The sequence below is a fragment of the Bacterioplanoides sp. genome (assembly GCF_965219715.1).
Classification (GTDB): domain Bacteria; phylum Pseudomonadota; class Gammaproteobacteria; order Pseudomonadales; family Oceanobacteraceae; genus Bacterioplanoides.
This window is the reverse complement of the sequence record NZ_OZ244785.1, coordinates 4,510,598-4,527,284: the sequence shown is the minus strand read 5'-3', so window position 1 is coordinate 4,527,284 and position 16,687 is coordinate 4,510,598. Positions and strand designations below refer to the sequence as shown.

14 protein-coding genes are annotated in these 16,687 nt (G+C 48.0%); 9 read left to right on the top strand and 5 right to left on the bottom strand.

All coding sequences use genetic code 11. The annotated features are described in order from the left end of the window. Positions 1–59 precede the first annotated feature (59 nt). On the bottom strand, positions 60–1,910 hold the full coding sequence (locus ACOQOZ_RS20930) for a HAMP domain-containing protein (RefSeq protein WP_420590093.1): 1,851 nt from the start codon (positions 1,908–1,910) through the stop codon (positions 60–62). A gap of 312 nt (positions 1,911–2,222) precedes the next feature. On the opposite strand from ACOQOZ_RS20930, the gene ACOQOZ_RS20925 reads away from it, so the two are divergent. The 6 genes from ACOQOZ_RS20925 to can all read left to right on the top strand — a co-directional run bounded on the left by ACOQOZ_RS20925 (position 2,223) and on the right by can (position 10,610). Continuing rightward, complete coding sequence (locus ACOQOZ_RS20925; protein WP_420590092.1) at positions 2,223–5,966, top strand: nitrate reductase subunit alpha; 3,744 nt, start codon at positions 2,223–2,225, stop codon at positions 5,964–5,966. Between the two features lie 21 nt (positions 5,967–5,987). Further along, positions 5,988–7,538: a nitrate reductase subunit beta gene (gene narH, locus ACOQOZ_RS20920; RefSeq protein WP_420590091.1), complete on the top strand. Its 1,551-nt coding sequence runs from the start codon at positions 5,988–5,990 to the stop codon at positions 7,536–7,538. A 2-nt stretch (positions 7,539–7,540) separates the two neighbouring features. Then, positions 7,541–8,260 (top strand): nitrate reductase molybdenum cofactor assembly chaperone, encoded by a 720-nt coding sequence (gene narJ / locus ACOQOZ_RS20915; protein WP_420590090.1) that lies wholly within the window; start codon positions 7,541–7,543, stop codon positions 8,258–8,260. Between the two features lie 11 nt (positions 8,261–8,271). After that, complete coding sequence (narI, locus tag ACOQOZ_RS20910; protein ID WP_420590089.1) at positions 8,272–8,964, top strand: respiratory nitrate reductase subunit gamma; 693 nt, start codon at positions 8,272–8,274, stop codon at positions 8,962–8,964. 111 nt (positions 8,965–9,075) lie between these two features. Continuing rightward, positions 9,076–9,915: a peptidylprolyl isomerase gene (locus ACOQOZ_RS20905; RefSeq protein WP_420590088.1), complete on the top strand. Its 840-nt coding sequence runs from the start codon at positions 9,076–9,078 to the stop codon at positions 9,913–9,915. Positions 9,916–9,974: 59 nt separating this feature from the next. Continuing rightward, the gene (gene can, locus ACOQOZ_RS20900) at positions 9,975–10,610 is read left to right on the top strand and encodes a carbonate dehydratase (RefSeq protein ID WP_420590087.1); all 636 of its coding nucleotides are present in this window, start codon (positions 9,975–9,977) and stop codon (positions 10,608–10,610) included. Here can and ACOQOZ_RS20895 read toward each other — a convergent pair whose 3' ends face one another. The 4 genes from ACOQOZ_RS20895 to ACOQOZ_RS20880 form a co-directional block, all read right to left on the bottom strand. Further along, the gene (locus ACOQOZ_RS20895; RefSeq protein ID WP_420590086.1) at positions 10,611–11,537 is read right to left on the bottom strand and encodes a sensor histidine kinase; all 927 of its coding nucleotides are present in this window, start codon (positions 11,535–11,537) and stop codon (positions 10,611–10,613) included. A gap of 22 nt (positions 11,538–11,559) precedes the next feature. Beyond that, positions 11,560–12,093, bottom strand: coding sequence for a heme NO-binding domain-containing protein (locus ACOQOZ_RS20890; RefSeq protein WP_420590085.1), 534 nt, complete (start codon positions 12,091–12,093; stop codon positions 11,560–11,562). 3 nt (positions 12,094–12,096) lie between these two features. Beyond that, positions 12,097–13,434: an HD domain-containing phosphohydrolase gene (locus tag ACOQOZ_RS20885; RefSeq protein ID WP_420590084.1), complete on the bottom strand. Its 1,338-nt coding sequence runs from the start codon at positions 13,432–13,434 to the stop codon at positions 12,097–12,099. 97 nt (positions 13,435–13,531) lie between these two features. After that, the gene (locus ACOQOZ_RS20880) at positions 13,532–14,647 is read right to left on the bottom strand and encodes a hypothetical protein (protein WP_420590083.1); all 1,116 of its coding nucleotides are present in this window, start codon (positions 14,645–14,647) and stop codon (positions 13,532–13,534) included. A gap of 184 nt (positions 14,648–14,831) precedes the next feature. Here ACOQOZ_RS20880 and ACOQOZ_RS20875 point away from each other — a divergent pair, with 184 nt between their 5' ends. The 3 genes from ACOQOZ_RS20875 to ACOQOZ_RS20865 all read left to right on the top strand — a co-directional run bounded on the left by ACOQOZ_RS20875 (position 14,832) and on the right by ACOQOZ_RS20865 (position 16,682). Then, the gene (locus ACOQOZ_RS20875; protein WP_420590082.1) at positions 14,832–15,341 is read left to right on the top strand and encodes a methyltransferase family protein; all 510 of its coding nucleotides are present in this window, start codon (positions 14,832–14,834) and stop codon (positions 15,339–15,341) included. A gap of 14 nt (positions 15,342–15,355) precedes the next feature. After that, entirely contained in the window at positions 15,356–15,784 is a 429-nt protein-coding gene (locus tag ACOQOZ_RS20870) for a hypothetical protein (protein WP_420590081.1), read from the top strand. A gap of 166 nt (positions 15,785–15,950) precedes the next feature. Continuing rightward, the gene (locus ACOQOZ_RS20865) at positions 15,951–16,682 is read left to right on the top strand and encodes a TetR/AcrR family transcriptional regulator (protein ID WP_420590080.1); all 732 of its coding nucleotides are present in this window, start codon (positions 15,951–15,953) and stop codon (positions 16,680–16,682) included. Positions 16,683–16,687: the final 5 nt, after the last annotated feature.

Below are 16,687 nucleotides of genomic sequence, written 5' to 3'. Positions count from 1 at the left end.
TTTATGTTGGCTTTTTAATAAACCCAACACAATTAACATTACCGGATATCAGCAGCGGATTACCGGCTTAACGCAACATTTGAATGGATCGACTCCGGCGAAAAGACAAAGGTGACAATGGTTCCTCGCTCTCCGGCACGTTCCATGGTAATCCGGCCTGTTAATAATTTAGCGCGCTCCTTCATAATATCCAGGCCGTAGTGATTCATTTTTTCCGGGCCATCGGGAATACCCACGCCGTCATCCGCCACCGACACGGTCACCTGGTTATTATTTTCCACCAGTGAAACCTTTACGTTTTCGCCCTTGGAATGATGTAACGAGTTTTGCAATGCTTCTTTGGCAATCTGTAATAAATGAATTTCTTCATTGGGTGTAAACAATATCGAATCCACCTGGTAATCCAGGGTAATTTTCATATTGGTGCGATTACTTAACTGGCTGATGGCATCTTCCAGCGCACCTTTTAAACCACGACCACCCACCTGCAGACGGAAGGTCGACAATAATTCCCGCAGCTGGCGATACGCCGACCCCAGACCGTCGCGAATTTCGTCAATCAGATTCTGGAATACTTCACCGTCGGCTTGTTTATCGTGGGCTTTTTGCATCCGTGATACCTGAATTTTCAGGTACGACAACGATTGGGCTAACGAGTCGTGTAATTCCCGGGCAATCACGGTACGTTCATTCAGCAGCGCTACCCGGCGATCCTGATGCACCTGATTTTTCAGACTCAGTCCAACCGCAATCTGATCAGCAACCGCCTGAATTAACTGATGTTGCCAGGCTTCCAGGCCGTTTTTGTATTTCATCCGCACCACCAGCACACCGTAGTTATGCTCTTCCCGCTCCAGCGCAAAACGCACCGTATAGCAGCCCTGAACATTACTCATAATGGTGCCACTATGAGAAAGGCAGCCTTCACAATTGCCGGTATCACAATTCGGTCGGTTGCTGACTTCATCAATTTCAAGCAAATGAATATAAGGCGAGTCTGCATCCTGTTTAGTGATACATAAATCCATATCACCAATACCGGTCAGATTAGAAAGTTCATCAAGAATGGGCTGAAAATCGAGATCTTCTTCGGTGGCATTATTGGATAAACGTGAGGTATTTAATAACAGCTGCAGGGAATCGTTGGAGCGTTTCAGCTGCATGGTTTTACGACTGACGCGACCCTCAAGGTCGGCGTACATCTCCGATAAAGAGTCACTCATGGAGTTAAATGCCTGGGCTAATAGACCCAGTTCGTCTTTATTATCCAGTTCAACCCGTGAGGTTAAATCACCATCACGCACCCGTCGTGCCATTGCCGTTAGTTGCGCCAGCGGTTTTTCGATATGGCCGTGAATCGACGTCATCGCCACATAAACCAGAATCAAAGTACTGAACAATGCAATGATCTGAATAATACGTAATAACTCAATTTTAGATTCTGCCGCTTGCTGATATTGCAGCACTAAAAAATCAATTTTATCAACAAAAGAATTAACCGTATCAAACAGCTGAGCTTTGGCCGTGGCCGTCGAATTATATTGCTCTAATGCCGGTTTAACCTCGGTTTTCCAGCTGACTACCACGGTTTTATAGGATTGTGCTAATGCCGAATCCGGCGATACCAGATCACCGGATATTAAAACCGGATCACTCAGAATGGTTTCAAACTGCTCGAACACTGCCTGTTGTTCAGTTACCGCAGCGGTATTTTCTGCCACCAGCAAGGTCGATAACATCAGGTAACTTTGCTTACGCAACGATCCGGAAACATTAATCGCCGCAGCGTCTTTATCGGCAATTTCAGAAATAACAAACGAGCTGAACATGCTGAGCACGGCCATCACCGTCATGGCCATCAGTAATGAGCCAATTCGGAAAACAATGGAATTACGGATCTTTGAAACCATACGAAAAACCTGTCTGGAAAAGCAGCCTGAAAAGCTTCAGAAAACATTATATCGGTAATGCTATCCGAATAGAGCTACCCCCTCCAGAACATAGGTAATAAGTCAGCTACCCCTTTGTAGGTAGACCCCCTCCCTCTAACGCAGTGATAAATCCCGCTTGTTGACGCACGTCAAATTCACACGCCTTTAGCGGCCCTATGTTGGTTGCACAAATGAAACAAAGCTCAGGGGTTTTAACCCAAAACAACCTGAGAAAAGCACCGTGTTTTTGCTCGCTATTCCAACCGGGTAGCTGCTTGTAGGAGAACCAATATGAGTCAATTTCTGGATCGGCTTCAGTTTTTTAAACGGAAGCAGGGTGACTTCGCCAATGGTCACGGCACCCTGACCAATGAAGACCGCCAATGGGAAGACGGCTATCGTCGTCGCTGGCAACACGACAAAGTCGTACGTTCCACCCACGGCGTGAACTGCACCGGCTCCTGTAGCTGGAAGGTGTACGTTAAAGATGGCCTGATTACCTGGGAAACCCAGCAGACCGATTACCCGCGTACCCGCCCTGACCTGCCGAACCACGAACCTCGTGGTTGTCCTCGTGGTGCCAGTTATTCCTGGTACGTTTACAGCGCTAACCGGCTGAAATACCCAAAGGTTCGTAAAGCATTAATCAAACTGTGGCGTGAAGCGAAACAGTCTCACTCGGATCCGGTTGAAGCATGGAAATCGATTGTTTCTGATCCGGTTAAAGCTCAGTCCTACAAGCAACAACGTGGCATGGGTGGTTTTGTTCGTTCCGACTGGAATGAAGTGAACGAAATTATCGCCGCGGCTAACGTATTCACCGCTAAGAATTACGGTCCTGACCGTATCACCGGTTTCTCGCCTATTCCTGCTATGTCGATGGTGTCTTACGCTGCTGGCGCTCGTTACCTGTCGCTGATTGGTGGTAACTGCTTAAGCTTCTACGACTGGTACTGTGATTTACCACCTGCCTCGCCACAAATCTGGGGTGAGCAGACTGACGTTCCTGAATCCGCTGACTGGTACAACTCCAACTACCTGATCGTTTGGGGTTCTAACGTTCCGCAAACCCGTACGCCGGACGCTCACTTCTTAACTGAAGCGCGTTACAAAGGTACTAAAACCTGTGTTGTAACGTCGGATTATTCTGAATGTTCTAAGTTTGGTGATACCTGGTTAGCACCAAAACAAGGTACTGACGCGGCGTTAGCCATGGCCTTTGGTCACGTCATTCTGAAAGAATTCCACATCGAAAACCAAAGCGAATATTTCTCGCAATATGTGCGTGAAAAAACCGACTTCCCGAATCTGGTGATGCTGGAAAAAGACGGTGATGATCCTCAAGGCAACAAGTACCGCCAGGGTCGTTTCTTACGTGCCGCTGATTTAGTGGATGGCCTGGGTGAAGAAAATAACCCGGAATGGAAAACCATCGCCATTAACGAAAATACCGGCGAGCTAATTTCTCCTAACGGTTCCATCGGTTATCGCTGGGGTGAAAAAGGTAAGTGGAACACCCTGCAGAAAGACGGTAAGTCGGGTGAAGACGTTAAATTAACCCTGACGTTAAAAGGCAGCGACGACGTTGTTGCAGTTAACTTCCCGTATTTCGCCACTGCAGCCAACGAGCACGAACACAAATACTACGACCACACTGAACACGACGAAGTATTACCACGTAATATTCCGGTGAAAAAAGTTCAGCTGGCGAATGGTGAAACCGCCTTAGTAGCAACCGTATTCGATTTAACCGTTGCTAACTATGGTGTGGATGCCGGTCACGGTGGTGACAATGTCGCTAAGTCTTATGAAGACAACGCGCCTTACACTCCAGCCTGGCAACAACGTGTAACCGGTGTTGATCCAAAACTGGTGATTGAAGTCGCCCGTGAATTTGCCCGTACGGCGGACAAAACTCGTGGTCGTTCCATGATTATTATCGGCGCGGCAATGAACCACTGGTACCACATGGATATGAACTACCGCGGCGTGATTAACATGCTGATGATGTGTGGTTGTATCGGTCAGTCCGGCGGTGGTTGGGCGCACTATGTCGGCCAGGAAAAATTACGTCCACAAACCGGCTGGCAGCCACTGGCGTTTGCGCTGGATTGGAACAAACCGCCACGTCATATGAACGGTACTTCGTTCTTCTATAACCACTCTAACCAGTGGCGCTATGAAAAACTGCGCATGGAAGAAGTGATTGAGCCACAGGCTAATAAAGAAAAATGGTCCGGTTCTATCATTGATTACAACTCCCGTGCAGAACGTATGGGTTGGTTACCATCCGCTCCTCAGTTGGGCATGAACCCACTGAACCTGTGTAAAGATGCTGAAGCAGCTGGTATGTCTGCCAAAGACTACTGTGTGCAACAGCTGAAATCCGGTGAGCTGAAGTTTGCGAACCAGGATCCTGATAACCCACAAAACTTCCCGCGTAACATGTTTATCTGGCGTTCGAACTTATTAGGTTCGTCCGGTAAAGGCCACGAATACATGCTGCGTCACCTGTTAGGCACCAAACATGGTCTGATGGGTAAAGACTTAGGCGAAGAAGGTGGTATCAAACCAGAAGATGTGAAATTCAACGATGCTCCGGTTGAAGGCAAGCTCGACTTATTAGTCACGCTGGACTTCCGTATGTCCACGACCTGCCTGTACTCGGATATCGTTCTGCCGACTGCAACCTGGTACGAAAAAGACGATATGAATACTTCGGATATGCATCCGTTTATTCACCCGTTATCAAAAGCCGCTGACCCGGCCTGGGAAGCACGTTCTGACTGGGACATCTTTAAAGGTATCGCGAAGAAATTCTCCGAAACCTGTGAAGGTCATTTAGGTCAGGAAAAAGATCTGGTGACTCTGCCAATCCTGCACGACACTCCAGCGGAACTGGCGATGCCATACGGTGAAGTGAAGTCCTGGTGGAAAGGCGAAATCGATTTAATTCCGGGCAAAACTGCTCCGAATATGATCGAAGTAACCCGTGACTACCCGGCCACTTACGAACGTTTCACATCCGTTGGCCCGCTGTTAGATCAGCAAGGTAACGGTGGTAAAGGTATTAACTGGAATACCGATGAAGAAATCGAGCTATTAGGTCAGCTGAACTACAAAAAACTCGATGGTCCGGCGAAAGGTCGTCCGAATATCGAAACCGCCATTGATGCTGCCGAAGTTATTTTAACTCTGGCACCAGAAACCAACGGTAACGTTGCAGTGAAAGCCTGGGATGCATTAAGCCAGGTAACCGGTATTGACCATACGCATCTGGCTAAGCCGAAACAGGAAGAAAAAATCCGCTTCCGCGATATTCAGGCACAGCCACGTAAGATTATTTCTTCTCCAACCTGGTCTGGGCTGGAAGACGAACACGTGTCTTACAACGCCGGTTACACCAACGTGCATGAAGATATTCCATGGAGAACCCTGACTGGTCGTCAGCAGTTCTATATGGACCACGAGTGGATGCGTGACTTTGGTGAAAACCATGTGTCGTACAAGCCACCCATTAACCTGAAAACCGTGCAGCCAATTATGGATAAAAAGCCAAACGGTAATAAGGAAATTGCACTGAACTGGATTACTCCGCACCAGAAATGGGGAATCCACTCAACCTACTCCGATAACCTGTTAATGCTGACTCTGTCGCGTGGTGGCCCGATTGTATGGATCAGTGAGATCGATGCGAAAAAAGCCGACATCGAAGATAACGACTGGATCGAAGTATTTAACGTAAACGGTGCTATTGCTGCCCGTGCGGTTGTATCGCAACGTCTGCCGGAAGGTATGAGCATGATGTACCACGCCCAGGAACGTATCGTGAACGTGCCGGGTGCAGAAACTACTCAGACCCGTGGCGGTATTCATAACTCTGTAACCCGGGCCGTGATGAAGCCTACCCATATGATTGGTGGTTACGCACAACAATCCTACGGCTTTAACTACTACGGCACTGTGGGTTGTAACCGTGATGAGTTCGTCGTCGTTCGTAAGATGAACAAAGTCGACTGGCTGGATGGCGAATAAGGTTTAGGTGAGGAGATTATTATGAAAATTCGCGCTCAAATAGGCATGGTCCTCAACCTGGATAAATGTATCGGTTGTCACACCTGCTCTATCACTTGTAAAAACGTATGGACCTCCCGTGAGGGGGTCGAATACGCCTGGTTCAACAACGTTGAAACCAAACCCGGTATTGGTTTCCCGAAAGAATGGGAAAATCAACAAAAATGGAAAGGTGGCTGGGAAGTTAAAGGCGGTAAATTAACTCCTAAAATCGGCGGCAAACGTAATATTCTGGCGAATATTTTTGCCAACCCTGATCTGCCGGAAATCGATGACTACTACGAGCCATTCGATTTCGATTACCAGCACCTGCACACTGCCGGTGAAAGCAAACACCAGCCGGTCGCCCGTCCACGCTCACTGATTTCCGGTAAGCGCATGGAAAAAATCAACTGGGGTCCGAACTGGGAAGAAATTCTCGGTACAGAGTTCAGCAAACGTAAAGCGGATAAAAACTTCGATAATGTACAAACCGACATGTTAGGTCAGTTTGAAAATACATTTATGATGTATCTGCCACGTTTATGTGAGCACTGCTTAAACCCTGCATGTGTAGCATCCTGCCCAAGTGGTGCAATCTACAAACGTGAAGAAGACGGTATCGTACTGATCGACCAGGACAAATGTCGTGGCTGGCGTATGTGTGTATCGGCTTGTCCGTACAAAAAGATTTATTACAACTGGAAAACCGGCAAATCAGAAAAATGTATTTTCTGTTACCCACGTATCGAAGCCGGTCAACCAACCATTTGTTCTGAAACCTGTGTTGGCCGTATCCGTTATTTGGGTGTACTGCTGTACGACGCAGACAAAATTGAAGAAGTGGCCAAAACCGCTAACGATCAGGATCTGTACCAAGCTCAGTGCAACATGTTCCTCGATCCGAACGATGAAAGTGTGATTGCCGCGGCTCGTAAAGAAGGTATTCCACAAAGCTGGCTGGATGCAGCACAACAATCGCCGGTTTATAAAATGGCGATGGACTGGCAGATCGCTCTGCCACTGCACCCTGAATACCGTACCCTGCCAATGGTTTGGTACATCCCACCACTGAGTCCGATTCAGAGCGCAGTGGAAGCTGGCCATGTGGGTATGAACGGTGAAATCCCAGATCTGAAATCGCTGCGAATTCCGCTGAAATACCTGGCTAACCTGCTGACCGCCGGTGACGAAGCGCCAGTGATCCGAGCACTGGAACGTATGATCGCAATGCGTGCTTACAAGCGTTCGCAAAACGTGGATCAGGTAGAAGATCTGGAAGTACTGAAGCAAACCGGTATCACCCAACGTCAGGTTGAAGAAATGTACCGTTATATGGCGCTGGCCAACTACGAAGATCGTTTTGTCGTACCAACCAGCCATAAAGCTTACGCCGAAGAAACTTTTGGCTCTGCTCATGACACACGTAACGGTTGTGGCTTTAGCTTCGGTAACGGTTGCTCCGACGGTAACGACGACCTGAACCTGTTTGGTGCGAAAAAACAAACCACCAAAGTAGTTAAGCCTGCGGTCTTTGACCCACAGGGAGAATAAAAATGAAGATTTTTAAATTAATTTCCCTGTTACTGGATTATCCGGAAACCGAAATTGCTGATGATCGTGCCGCAATTTTCGAACTGATTCAGGCCGACGACGATATCAGCGCAGAAACCAAAGTCGAAATGATCGACTTTGTCGAGCAGCGCGCCTCGATGGATTTACTGGATTGGCAATCGGATTACGACGCGTTATTTGAACGTGGTCGTAATTTATCCCTGCTGTTGTTTGAACACGTGCACGGCGAAAGCCGTGACCGTGGCCAGGCGATGGTGGATTTAATGGAACAATATAAACAGGCTGGATTAGAAATCGGGGCGAAAGAATTACCTGATTATCTGCCACTGTTTTTAGAGTTTTTATCCACCCAGGATCGTGAAGATGCCCGCGCCTGGTTACAGGATGTCAGCCATATTCTGGCGACCCTGCAATCACGTCTGGAACAGCGCGATGAAGGTTACGCTTCTTTGTTAGCTGCGCTGCTGGAAATCAGCCAGGCAGAACTGGACCTGAATGAAATTCGTGAAAATATCGCCAAAGAAGAACGTGACGATACTAACGAAGCGATTGATAAAGTCTGGGAAGAAGAAATGGTGACCTTCTCCGGCGGACCGGATCAGACCAACTGCTCAAGCAGTGTATCCCGCCCGAGTGAACAACAAAGCCGGGTTAACGAAATGCCGGTAAATATTATTCAACCGACTGCACAAGCGCGATAAAGGAGTCAATCATGAACTACTTAAATGACCTGTTGTTTGGCATCTACCCTTACATCGCGCTGGCCGTGTTTGTATTAGGTAGTTTAATTCGTTACGACCGTGACCAGTACACCTGGAAAACCGGTTCTTCCCAGATGCTGGAAAGCAAGATGTTGCGTAAAGGCAGCATGCCATTCCACGTCGGTATTATTATGGTATTGGCCGGTCACTTTGTCGGCCTGTTAACGCCCCATGAGGTTTGGCATGTATTAGGGATTACCGCCAGCATGAAACAAGTATTCGCCATGGCGATGGGTGGTTTCTTTGGCTTAATCTGTTTTTACGGTTTAACCATTTTAATTATCCGTCGTTTCACCAACGAACGTGTTAAAGCATCCAGCTCAAGCATGGATAACGCTATCCTGCTGCTGCTATACGCTCAGTTAATTCTGGGTCTGGCCAGTATCTTCGTTTCTGCCGGTCACTTAGACGGCGCTGAAATGTTAATGCTGATGAGCTGGGCACAAAATATGGTGACTTTCCAGGGTGGTGACGCTGCGGCGGCGATTGCCAACGTACACTGGATTTACAAATTACACGTATTCCTGGGTATGACCTTGTTTGTGGTATTCCCGTTCAGTCGTCTGGTTCATGTCTGGAGTGTTCCCCTGAAATACTTCCGTCGTAACTACCAGATTGTGCGTACCAAACAATCGAACTATTAATCAGTTAAAACAGCTAAAACCGACCGCCGATTCCCGGCATCCATAAAAGGTGGCCCGCTACCAAGGTAGTGGCCACCTACTATTAAAAATAGCAGTACTGAGAGGTTTACCATGCAGATGATCGAAATCCCTACCGTTAATCTGGATGATAACAATCAGCCAGAAGAGCCAAACACTATCCCGGATATTCTGGTTAATGACACAGCCATCAACGAAGCCCAGATTCTGGCTGAAATGCAATATCACCCGGCGGACAACCAGCGTGATGCAACAATCGCCGCTGCCGAAGCATTAGTCATTGTTGAGTTGTTAAAACAGCGTTGTGAACAACTGGATATTAAAAACGAAGACGGTTCTGAATTAACCGATGACCAGATGTTAGCCGAGCTGATGCAACGTGAAGTTCAGGTTCCAGCCATCAGTGATGAAGAATGCCAGCGTTATTTTACTGCCAACCCGGATAAGTTTATTACCTCGCCGATTCTCGAAGTCGACCACATTTTACTGGCGGCCGATAAAGAAGATCTGGATCAGCGTGCCGAAGCCAAAGAACTGGCGGACGGACTGTTAGAGCAAATTCAGCAACAACCGCAACTGTTCAGCGACTTTGCCATGCGCCACTCCATGTGCCCGTCAAAAGAACAAGGTGGTTCCTTAGGCCAGATCAGCAAAGGCCAGACCGTACCTGAGTTTGAGAAAGTACTGTTCCTGGCGGACGAAGGTCTGTTAAGCCGCCCGGTAGAAACCCGTTATGGCTACCATATCGCCCGGATTAACCGCCGTATCGAAGGCCAGCCACTGGAGTTCGATCAGGTGGAAGAAAAAATCAAAACCTATCTGAATGAAAAAGTGCACCGCAAAGCCCTGGCACAATATATCGAGTTATTAATCTCAGATGCCGAGATTGAAGGTTTTGAATTTCAGGTCAGTGATTCTCCCCTCGTTCAGTAATAAACTAGCCAGTAATAAGCTGACCAGTAACAAATAATCAGTATTGGATACCGGTAAAGATGACTATTGAAAATTTATTAGAGAAAAATCGTCGCTGGTCAGAAAACCAGACCTATATCGATCCGGATTTCTTTCAACGTCTGAGTCTGCAACAAACGCCGGAATATTTGTGGATTGGTTGCTCCGATTCACGGGTACCGGCTAATCAGGTAGTTGGCTTAGATCCGGGTGAATTATTTGTTCACCGCAATATCGCCAATGTGGTACTGCATACGGATTTTAACTGTTTATCGGTATTGCAGTTTGCGGTCGATGTATTAAAAGTGCGCCATGTAATCGTGTGTGGCCATTATGGCTGTGGCGGTGTTAAAGCTGCGTTAGGCAATACCGAATTTGGCCTGGTGGATAACTGGTTGCGTCATATTAAAGATGTGTATTACCAGCATCAGGATGAAGTTAATGCGATTGAATCGGAAGAAGCGCGCATTGATCGTTTGTGTGAGTTAAACGTGATGGAACAGGTAAACAATCTGGCGAAAACCAAAATTGTGCAACACGCCTGGGATCGTGGTCAGGAGTTAGCCATTCATGGCCTGATTTATTCAATCAAAGATGGGTTGTTGCAGGAATTAAACGTTAATGCCCGCAACCCGGATTTTATCGATCCGATTTTCCGGATGCAGTCCGGAGAGTGATTACTGCGGTGCCGGTAAAACAACGGTAAAGCAGGCCCCTTCTCCCGGGGTACTGCTGACCTCAATGCTGCCACCGTGTTCTTCAACAACGCCCTGAGAAATCGAAAGCCCCAGGCCAGTGCCTTCCCCCACCGGTTTAGTGGTGAAAAATGGCGTAAACAGCTGATCAATATGATCACTGCTGATACCCGGGCCATCGTCTTCCACTGAAATATAGAGGCTATTATCTTTACAACAGGTTTCTATTTTAATACTGCCCTGATCCTCCACCGCCTGATTGGCATTTGCAATCAGATTAATAAATACCTGGCTCAGCTTGCCATAAAACCCTTTTATGGTTGGCAGTTCGCCATAACTGACATCAACAACCGCGTGATACTTTAACTGGTTATTCAGAATATTCAGTGCTCCACGCAGGCAATCGTTAACATCCAGTTCCTGCATATCGCCACTGTCTTCACGGGCAAACGATTTCAGATCAGCGATGATTTGTTTAACCCGGTCAAGGCCTTCCAGTGTCTCTTTTGATAACTCACCAAAGTCTTCCAGCAGATAGGCAATGTCGAATTTATCCAGAGATTCACGGATTTTATGAACAACAGCATCGTTTGGGTTCACATCCAGTTGCTGTTCTAATACTTCGATAAAGTCCTGAATATCATTAAACGCTTCTTTAATGGTATTGAGGTTAGAGCTGACAAAACCAATCGGATTATTAATTTCATGAGCGATGCCTGCCGCCATAACACCTAACGACGCCATCCGCTCCGAAGACACTAACTGGTTTTGCTGTTGTTTCAGATCGTGATGGGCCTGTTGTAAGTCATAGAATGACGAATACAACTCGCGAGACTTATCCTCAAGCAGCTGCTCAGCGCGCTTACGTAATTCTTTTTCACGAAAGTAGGCTTTTTCGAAATCGACCACTGTCAGCTCCCTGCTTACAGATTTACTGCAACGTCACTAACAAATGACAGCGATCGTCCCCTTTATGCATACACACATCGTGGGTTAACTGATAGTCCTGCTTAAAATGTTTGGCACTGCCGTCGATCAGGCCTTCCGCTAATTTGCATAATTTGCGCGGCGATTTATACAACATGGTCAGCTTGTCGGGCAGCTGCTCGTCGTATTCGAATTGTGGCACACCGGCATCAGGAAACAGCTTGCGGACCTCCACATGAATCAGATGATCGACGGATAATAAAAACGGGAATAAACCATCACATTCAAAGAATTGCGGAAAACGCTGATAAAACTGCGTCACCATATATTGGCCAAAGGCATAAACCAGATCATTTGCGTCGATGCCGGTTACTTCTGATGCCGAGGCCACCAGATCCAGCAATGCCTGATCGTGATAGGTTTCGGTCGAAATAAACATGCCGTCTGAATCGGCACCATCCAGCACCGCTTGCCAGCCATCCAGGCCATAATTTTCTTCAACCATGTCGCGCAGCATATCGAATACCATGCCTTTCATGCGTTATCCCTCTGGTATACCGGGTTCAATCTCTTCAATCAGTACATAGACATCTAACTTATCACCTGACGTTTGTTCCAGATTCACAATTTTATCGATGACGTGGTCATCAAGAATATGACCACGTTTTAGTAGCACCATCCCCCGCCCTGATAGCAGGTTGCGGCTGAGCATCATTGACGGCCGCAAGGCTGAGACTGAAATCAGTTTTTCACCGTCGTCCAGTTTATCGGTGCTGAAGTCCTGATAAATTTCAACAAAGATATCAACGATGCGCGGGTCATACCGCACGCCGGAGAAACGTACAATTTCGTTTTTGGCTTTGTGCTCTTCGTATTCCGAACCGGTGTATTTGCCCAGCACCAGATCGACGTAATCACGGACAACTGCCAGGATCAGACTGCCATTAGGAATACGCTCGCCAGAGAGTTTGTCGGGAAAACCCGATCCGTCAAAGCGCTCGAACTGATTGCGGATATATACCCCGGCCATAAACAGGTCGGGCACACCTAATAACGCCGCTTCGCCGAGAATCGGGTATTGCTTGAACAACTTAAGCTCTTCGCCATCAAACTCGCTGTAAGGTTTGGACAACATCCGGTCGGAAAAACACATCTTGCCCAGATCACACAGCAACATGGCATCACGAACGGCGGCAACTTCGTCATCCGGCATCCCCAGTTTTAATGCAATCTCCTCCGCCATTGCTGCTTTTACGGTGGATGCTTTTGCCGCTTTTTCGTCGCGCATAGCGGCGATACTGGAGGCCAGAGTGACCATATGTTCGTAACTCTGGTTGATTTCTTTCAGTGCCTGATCGAGCTGCTCGGTGCGTTTTGCGACCTTCTCTTCAAGGTGGCCGTTCAGCTCTTCCAGCTGTTTGTTTTTTTCCAGCAACTCGCGGCTAAGCTGTTGATTTTTAACTTCTAAAATTTTTGAGCGGAGGTTGTCGTTTACAATCTGGCGAATTTCATCGTCGTTCCACGGCTTATTCATATAACAGGCAATTTTGCCTTTATTAACCGCAGCAATGGTGGATTCCAGGTCGGCATAACCGGTAAGAAGAATACGGATGGCTTTGGGGTAATCTCGTGCGGCAATTTCAAGGAACTCTGCCCCGCTCATGCCGGGCATACGCATATCCGAGATGATCAGATCGACATCGGTGTTTTCCATGATATACAACGCATCCTTGCCGGACGTTGCCGTAACAACATCAACAGCACATTTGCGTAATGTACGGGTTAGCGACTTAAGGATATTTTCCTCATCATCCACCAGCAGCACAATTGGCTTAACCGCATCTTGTTGCACTTCTGACGGGGCGATCTCTGCCTGCATTCTCAAGCTCCATTGACACCTGTCTTAACAGTCTAGCTGAACTAATCCAGCTTGCCGGATTCAGGCAACAGATCGCGATTGTTCGGGCTTAAGGCAGCTAAGGCAGAGCGAGCTCAAACTCCCCCAGCTCAAAGCTGACGCCATTTAACAACGCCTCAACCTTATGAACTCCGGGATAGTGTTTGCGGGTGCTCATATTTTTCAGCGACACCTTTTTACTGAACTCGGCACGGCCGCCCGGTTTAAGCTCTACCGTTTTCAACTTAAACACTTTGGCACTGGTGCTGCTGTTAGCTTTGACATAATGGATAACAAAGTCGACCAGTAATGGCTGCAGCTGGTCAGCGTTGTTGGTAACCGAAAAGGCGATGGTCAGATTATCACCCAGCGTCGCCTTCTCAGGAGTGAGGTTAATATCTCCTACGCTTACCTCAATATCCTGACCATAACCTAACACCGCCAGCGCCTGGGGCTCTGCTCGTTTAATCGCAGAACGTAAGGCGTGATTTACCAGCCAGCGACGTTCTTTACTCGCGCCCTGCAACCAGGATTCACAGGTCTGGCACAACACCTCAAGATTATCTTTGCCAATATCGTTGAGGTTATTAGCCACCGAGCGACGCACATACAAAGACTCATCGTCTTTTAGCTGTTCCAGCAATTCCAGAACCGGCACCGGGTCTTGTTTGAAGGGTTTCAGCGCAATACCCCAGGGTAAGCGTGGTCGCGTGCCTTCGGAGATTAACCGGCGTACATGCTCACTGGGGTCATCCAGCCACTGTGCCAAACGAGCCAACGTTTGCTGCGGATATTTCAATAAAAACGGGCGAATACAGAACTCCGCAGTAAAACGCTGCGTTAATTGATATTGCGCCGCCATGGATTCATCAAAATGATCCAGACCAAATTCAGCAATAAAGAAGCTGTGTGGCAAATAGAAAAACGACGACATACCAAAGCTACGGCTGTCGGTCAGCGACGCTCCCATGGAGCTCACCAGAATATCGATTGCAGTGGGATAATGTTCCGGCAGAAAACCCCGTAATACCTGAGCAATATGCTTGCCCCGTGGCATCAGCTCCAGCTGCTCGAACTCCGGCAACACCTGTTGCAGAAAACCCTCTGCATCAAATTGCGGAAATACCTGCTGAATATCGTTTGCCAGTTTTTGCGGAACTTCCGGGCCGTATTGGTCTTTTAGTGCTTCTGCCATAATTTTTCCATTTTCAAATCGTAAATCGCTACCCCGGTTGTGGTCAGGGAGTTGTAACAACCACATCCGCCAAACACAACAGCAAGCGCCTGGATTACTGACAATAAATGGCAGCAGTTTACTCCCCTGTATCAGTTCGCATGGTAGAGTGTTGGTTTTATTAACAATAATAAACGGATCTGGTATGGCGACATCCCAATCAACGACTTTCCTGACCCGCCTGGAAAACAAAATTCCGCCGCCTGTGATTATGATCATTTGTGCGTTAGGAGTCTGGTTTACGGCTGAAACAATCTCGCTGACGTTGTTTGCAACCGACGGCTCCTGGCACTGGAGCGCCACTCTGGCAGTTATTATTTTTGCCTGTGGTGTGGTGATTGATCTGATCAGCCTGAAACGTTTTTTTGCCGCCAAAACCACCATTAACCCGCTAAAACCCCAACAAGCCTCCAGCCTGGTAACCTCCGGTATTTATCGCTTTACCCGCAATCCAATGTATCTGGGCCTGATGTTATGGCTTGTGGCCTTAGCGACTTATCTCAACAACCCATTGGCATTCATCTGGCCGATTATTTTTGTTGTCTATATCAATCGTTTTCAGATAACGCCGGAAGAACGCTTTCTGAAAACATTATTTGGTGAGCCCTACCTGGCGTATCTGCAAAACACACCACGCTGGCTGCTGCTGAATTAAAACCCGACGTTACGATGAATCGCTCTGACCTGCAAAACCGTCTGAAAAGCCGCCTGCTGCCTTTGCTGCTTTTGTTTTCCCTGGCGACTCCTCCGGGAATGCTGCTCACCAGTTCGTTACTGCATGCCGACGATAAACACGAGCATCATGGTAGCGACAGCAACCACAGCGATCAGCTGCTGGTATTGCTGAACCACAAGATTGCCCTGCAAAAACTGCAGGCTGACTTTCCGGACGACGTTGCGCTGCAAAGTAAAAACCTGGCGCGACAAAAGCGTCATCTCGACCAGGCATTACCGGTATTGGAGGCCTATCTGAAAATTCCGGCAGAACGTTATCCCAATACCAGCCTGTATCACCAAAGCCTGCAAAACCGCTCTGCCATGCTGCAAGATTACGCTCGTATCGTCAGCGAGTTTTACCACAAGCTGATTGGTGGCTGAGCCCGGTTGAGCTCAGCGACCTGATAAAATCCCTCGTCTGCCATAGCCCTGCCTGTTTTTCCTGACTGTTTTACACACAACATATTCCTTCATTGCTTGCACCGTGCTGCGCCTAGGTCTATTTTATTAATCACTTGATTAATCAATTCAGACAGGTTGTCCATTTATGGCCCGTGGCAGACCCCAGGATCCGGCAAAGCAACAGCTCAGCAAGCAGGCTTTACGCCAGGCAGCACGCGATTTATTGCAACAAAAGCCCTACCGCTCCATCAGTATTCGTGAGCTGGCACAACAGGCTGGGATGCAATCAGCGATGGTGAGTTATTACTTTGGCAGCAAAGAAGGCCTGTTTATCAGCTTGCTGGAAGAAAGTGGTGAACACCGCCAGAAAGTATTCCAACAGGTTGCCGCCGAGATTCTGCAACAGCCCAATCAGGCGCTGGCACTGCTGGTGAACAATATGATTGATCTGATTACATCGGAGCCCTGGCTGGTGCGGCTGTTGCAGGATGAAATTCTGACTCAGCAATCTGAGCTGCGCAGCGCTTTTCTCGAAGCCGTTCCCAAACGCCTGTCGCGCGGATTGCTTGAACTGCTGGAAACTCTGATTCAGCACAACATTCTGCGCCCGGACCTGAACCCTCATTTCGCTGCGGCGTCCTTGATGAGCAACCTGATGTTCCCGTTATTGGCCGAACCGGTAATGAGCGAAACCATCAATGTTAACCGCGACGTTATTCGCAGCGATGCCTGGAAGCAACACGTTACTCAGGTGTTAAGCCAGGGCCTGATGCTGAACCCGGCAGCCAACCACAACAGCCATTCCGCCATCGCCGATCAACCCGATAGTGATGATTCAAGCCAAGATCAACTAAGCAACGATCACACAGACAACTGAGCAGG

Excerpts from the sequence above, each read along its gene's own strand:
- narJ (WP_420590090.1), top strand. The coding sequence starts at position 7,541 with ATGAAGATTTTTAAATTAATTTCCCTGTTACTGGATTATCCGGAAACC.
- ACOQOZ_RS20905 (WP_420590088.1), top strand. The coding sequence starts at position 9,076 with ATGCAGATGATCGAAATCCCTACCGTTAATCTGGATGATAACAATCAG.
- narH (WP_420590091.1), top strand. The coding sequence starts at position 5,988 with ATGAAAATTCGCGCTCAAATAGGCATGGTCCTCAACCTGGATAAATGT.
- can (WP_420590087.1), top strand. The coding sequence starts at position 9,975 with ATGACTATTGAAAATTTATTAGAGAAAAATCGTCGCTGGTCAGAAAAC.
- ACOQOZ_RS20865 (WP_420590080.1), top strand. The coding sequence starts at position 15,951 with ATGGCCCGTGGCAGACCCCAGGATCCGGCAAAGCAACAGCTCAGCAAG.
- ACOQOZ_RS20880 (WP_420590083.1), bottom strand. The coding sequence starts at position 14,647 with ATGGCAGAAGCACTAAAAGACCAATACGGCCCGGAAGTTCCGCAAAAA.
- ACOQOZ_RS20875 (WP_420590082.1), top strand. The coding sequence starts at position 14,832 with ATGGCGACATCCCAATCAACGACTTTCCTGACCCGCCTGGAAAACAAA.
- ACOQOZ_RS20890 (WP_420590085.1), bottom strand. The coding sequence starts at position 12,093 with ATGAAAGGCATGGTATTCGATATGCTGCGCGACATGGTTGAAGAAAAT.
- narI (WP_420590089.1), top strand. The coding sequence starts at position 8,272 with ATGAACTACTTAAATGACCTGTTGTTTGGCATCTACCCTTACATCGCG.
- ACOQOZ_RS20925 (WP_420590092.1), top strand. The coding sequence starts at position 2,223 with ATGAGTCAATTTCTGGATCGGCTTCAGTTTTTTAAACGGAAGCAGGGT.
- ACOQOZ_RS20930 (WP_420590093.1), bottom strand. The coding sequence starts at position 1,910 with ATGGTTTCAAAGATCCGTAATTCCATTGTTTTCCGAATTGGCTCATTA.
- ACOQOZ_RS20870 (WP_420590081.1), top strand. The coding sequence starts at position 15,356 with ATGAATCGCTCTGACCTGCAAAACCGTCTGAAAAGCCGCCTGCTGCCT.
- ACOQOZ_RS20885 (WP_420590084.1), bottom strand. The coding sequence starts at position 13,434 with ATGCAGGCAGAGATCGCCCCGTCAGAAGTGCAACAAGATGCGGTTAAG.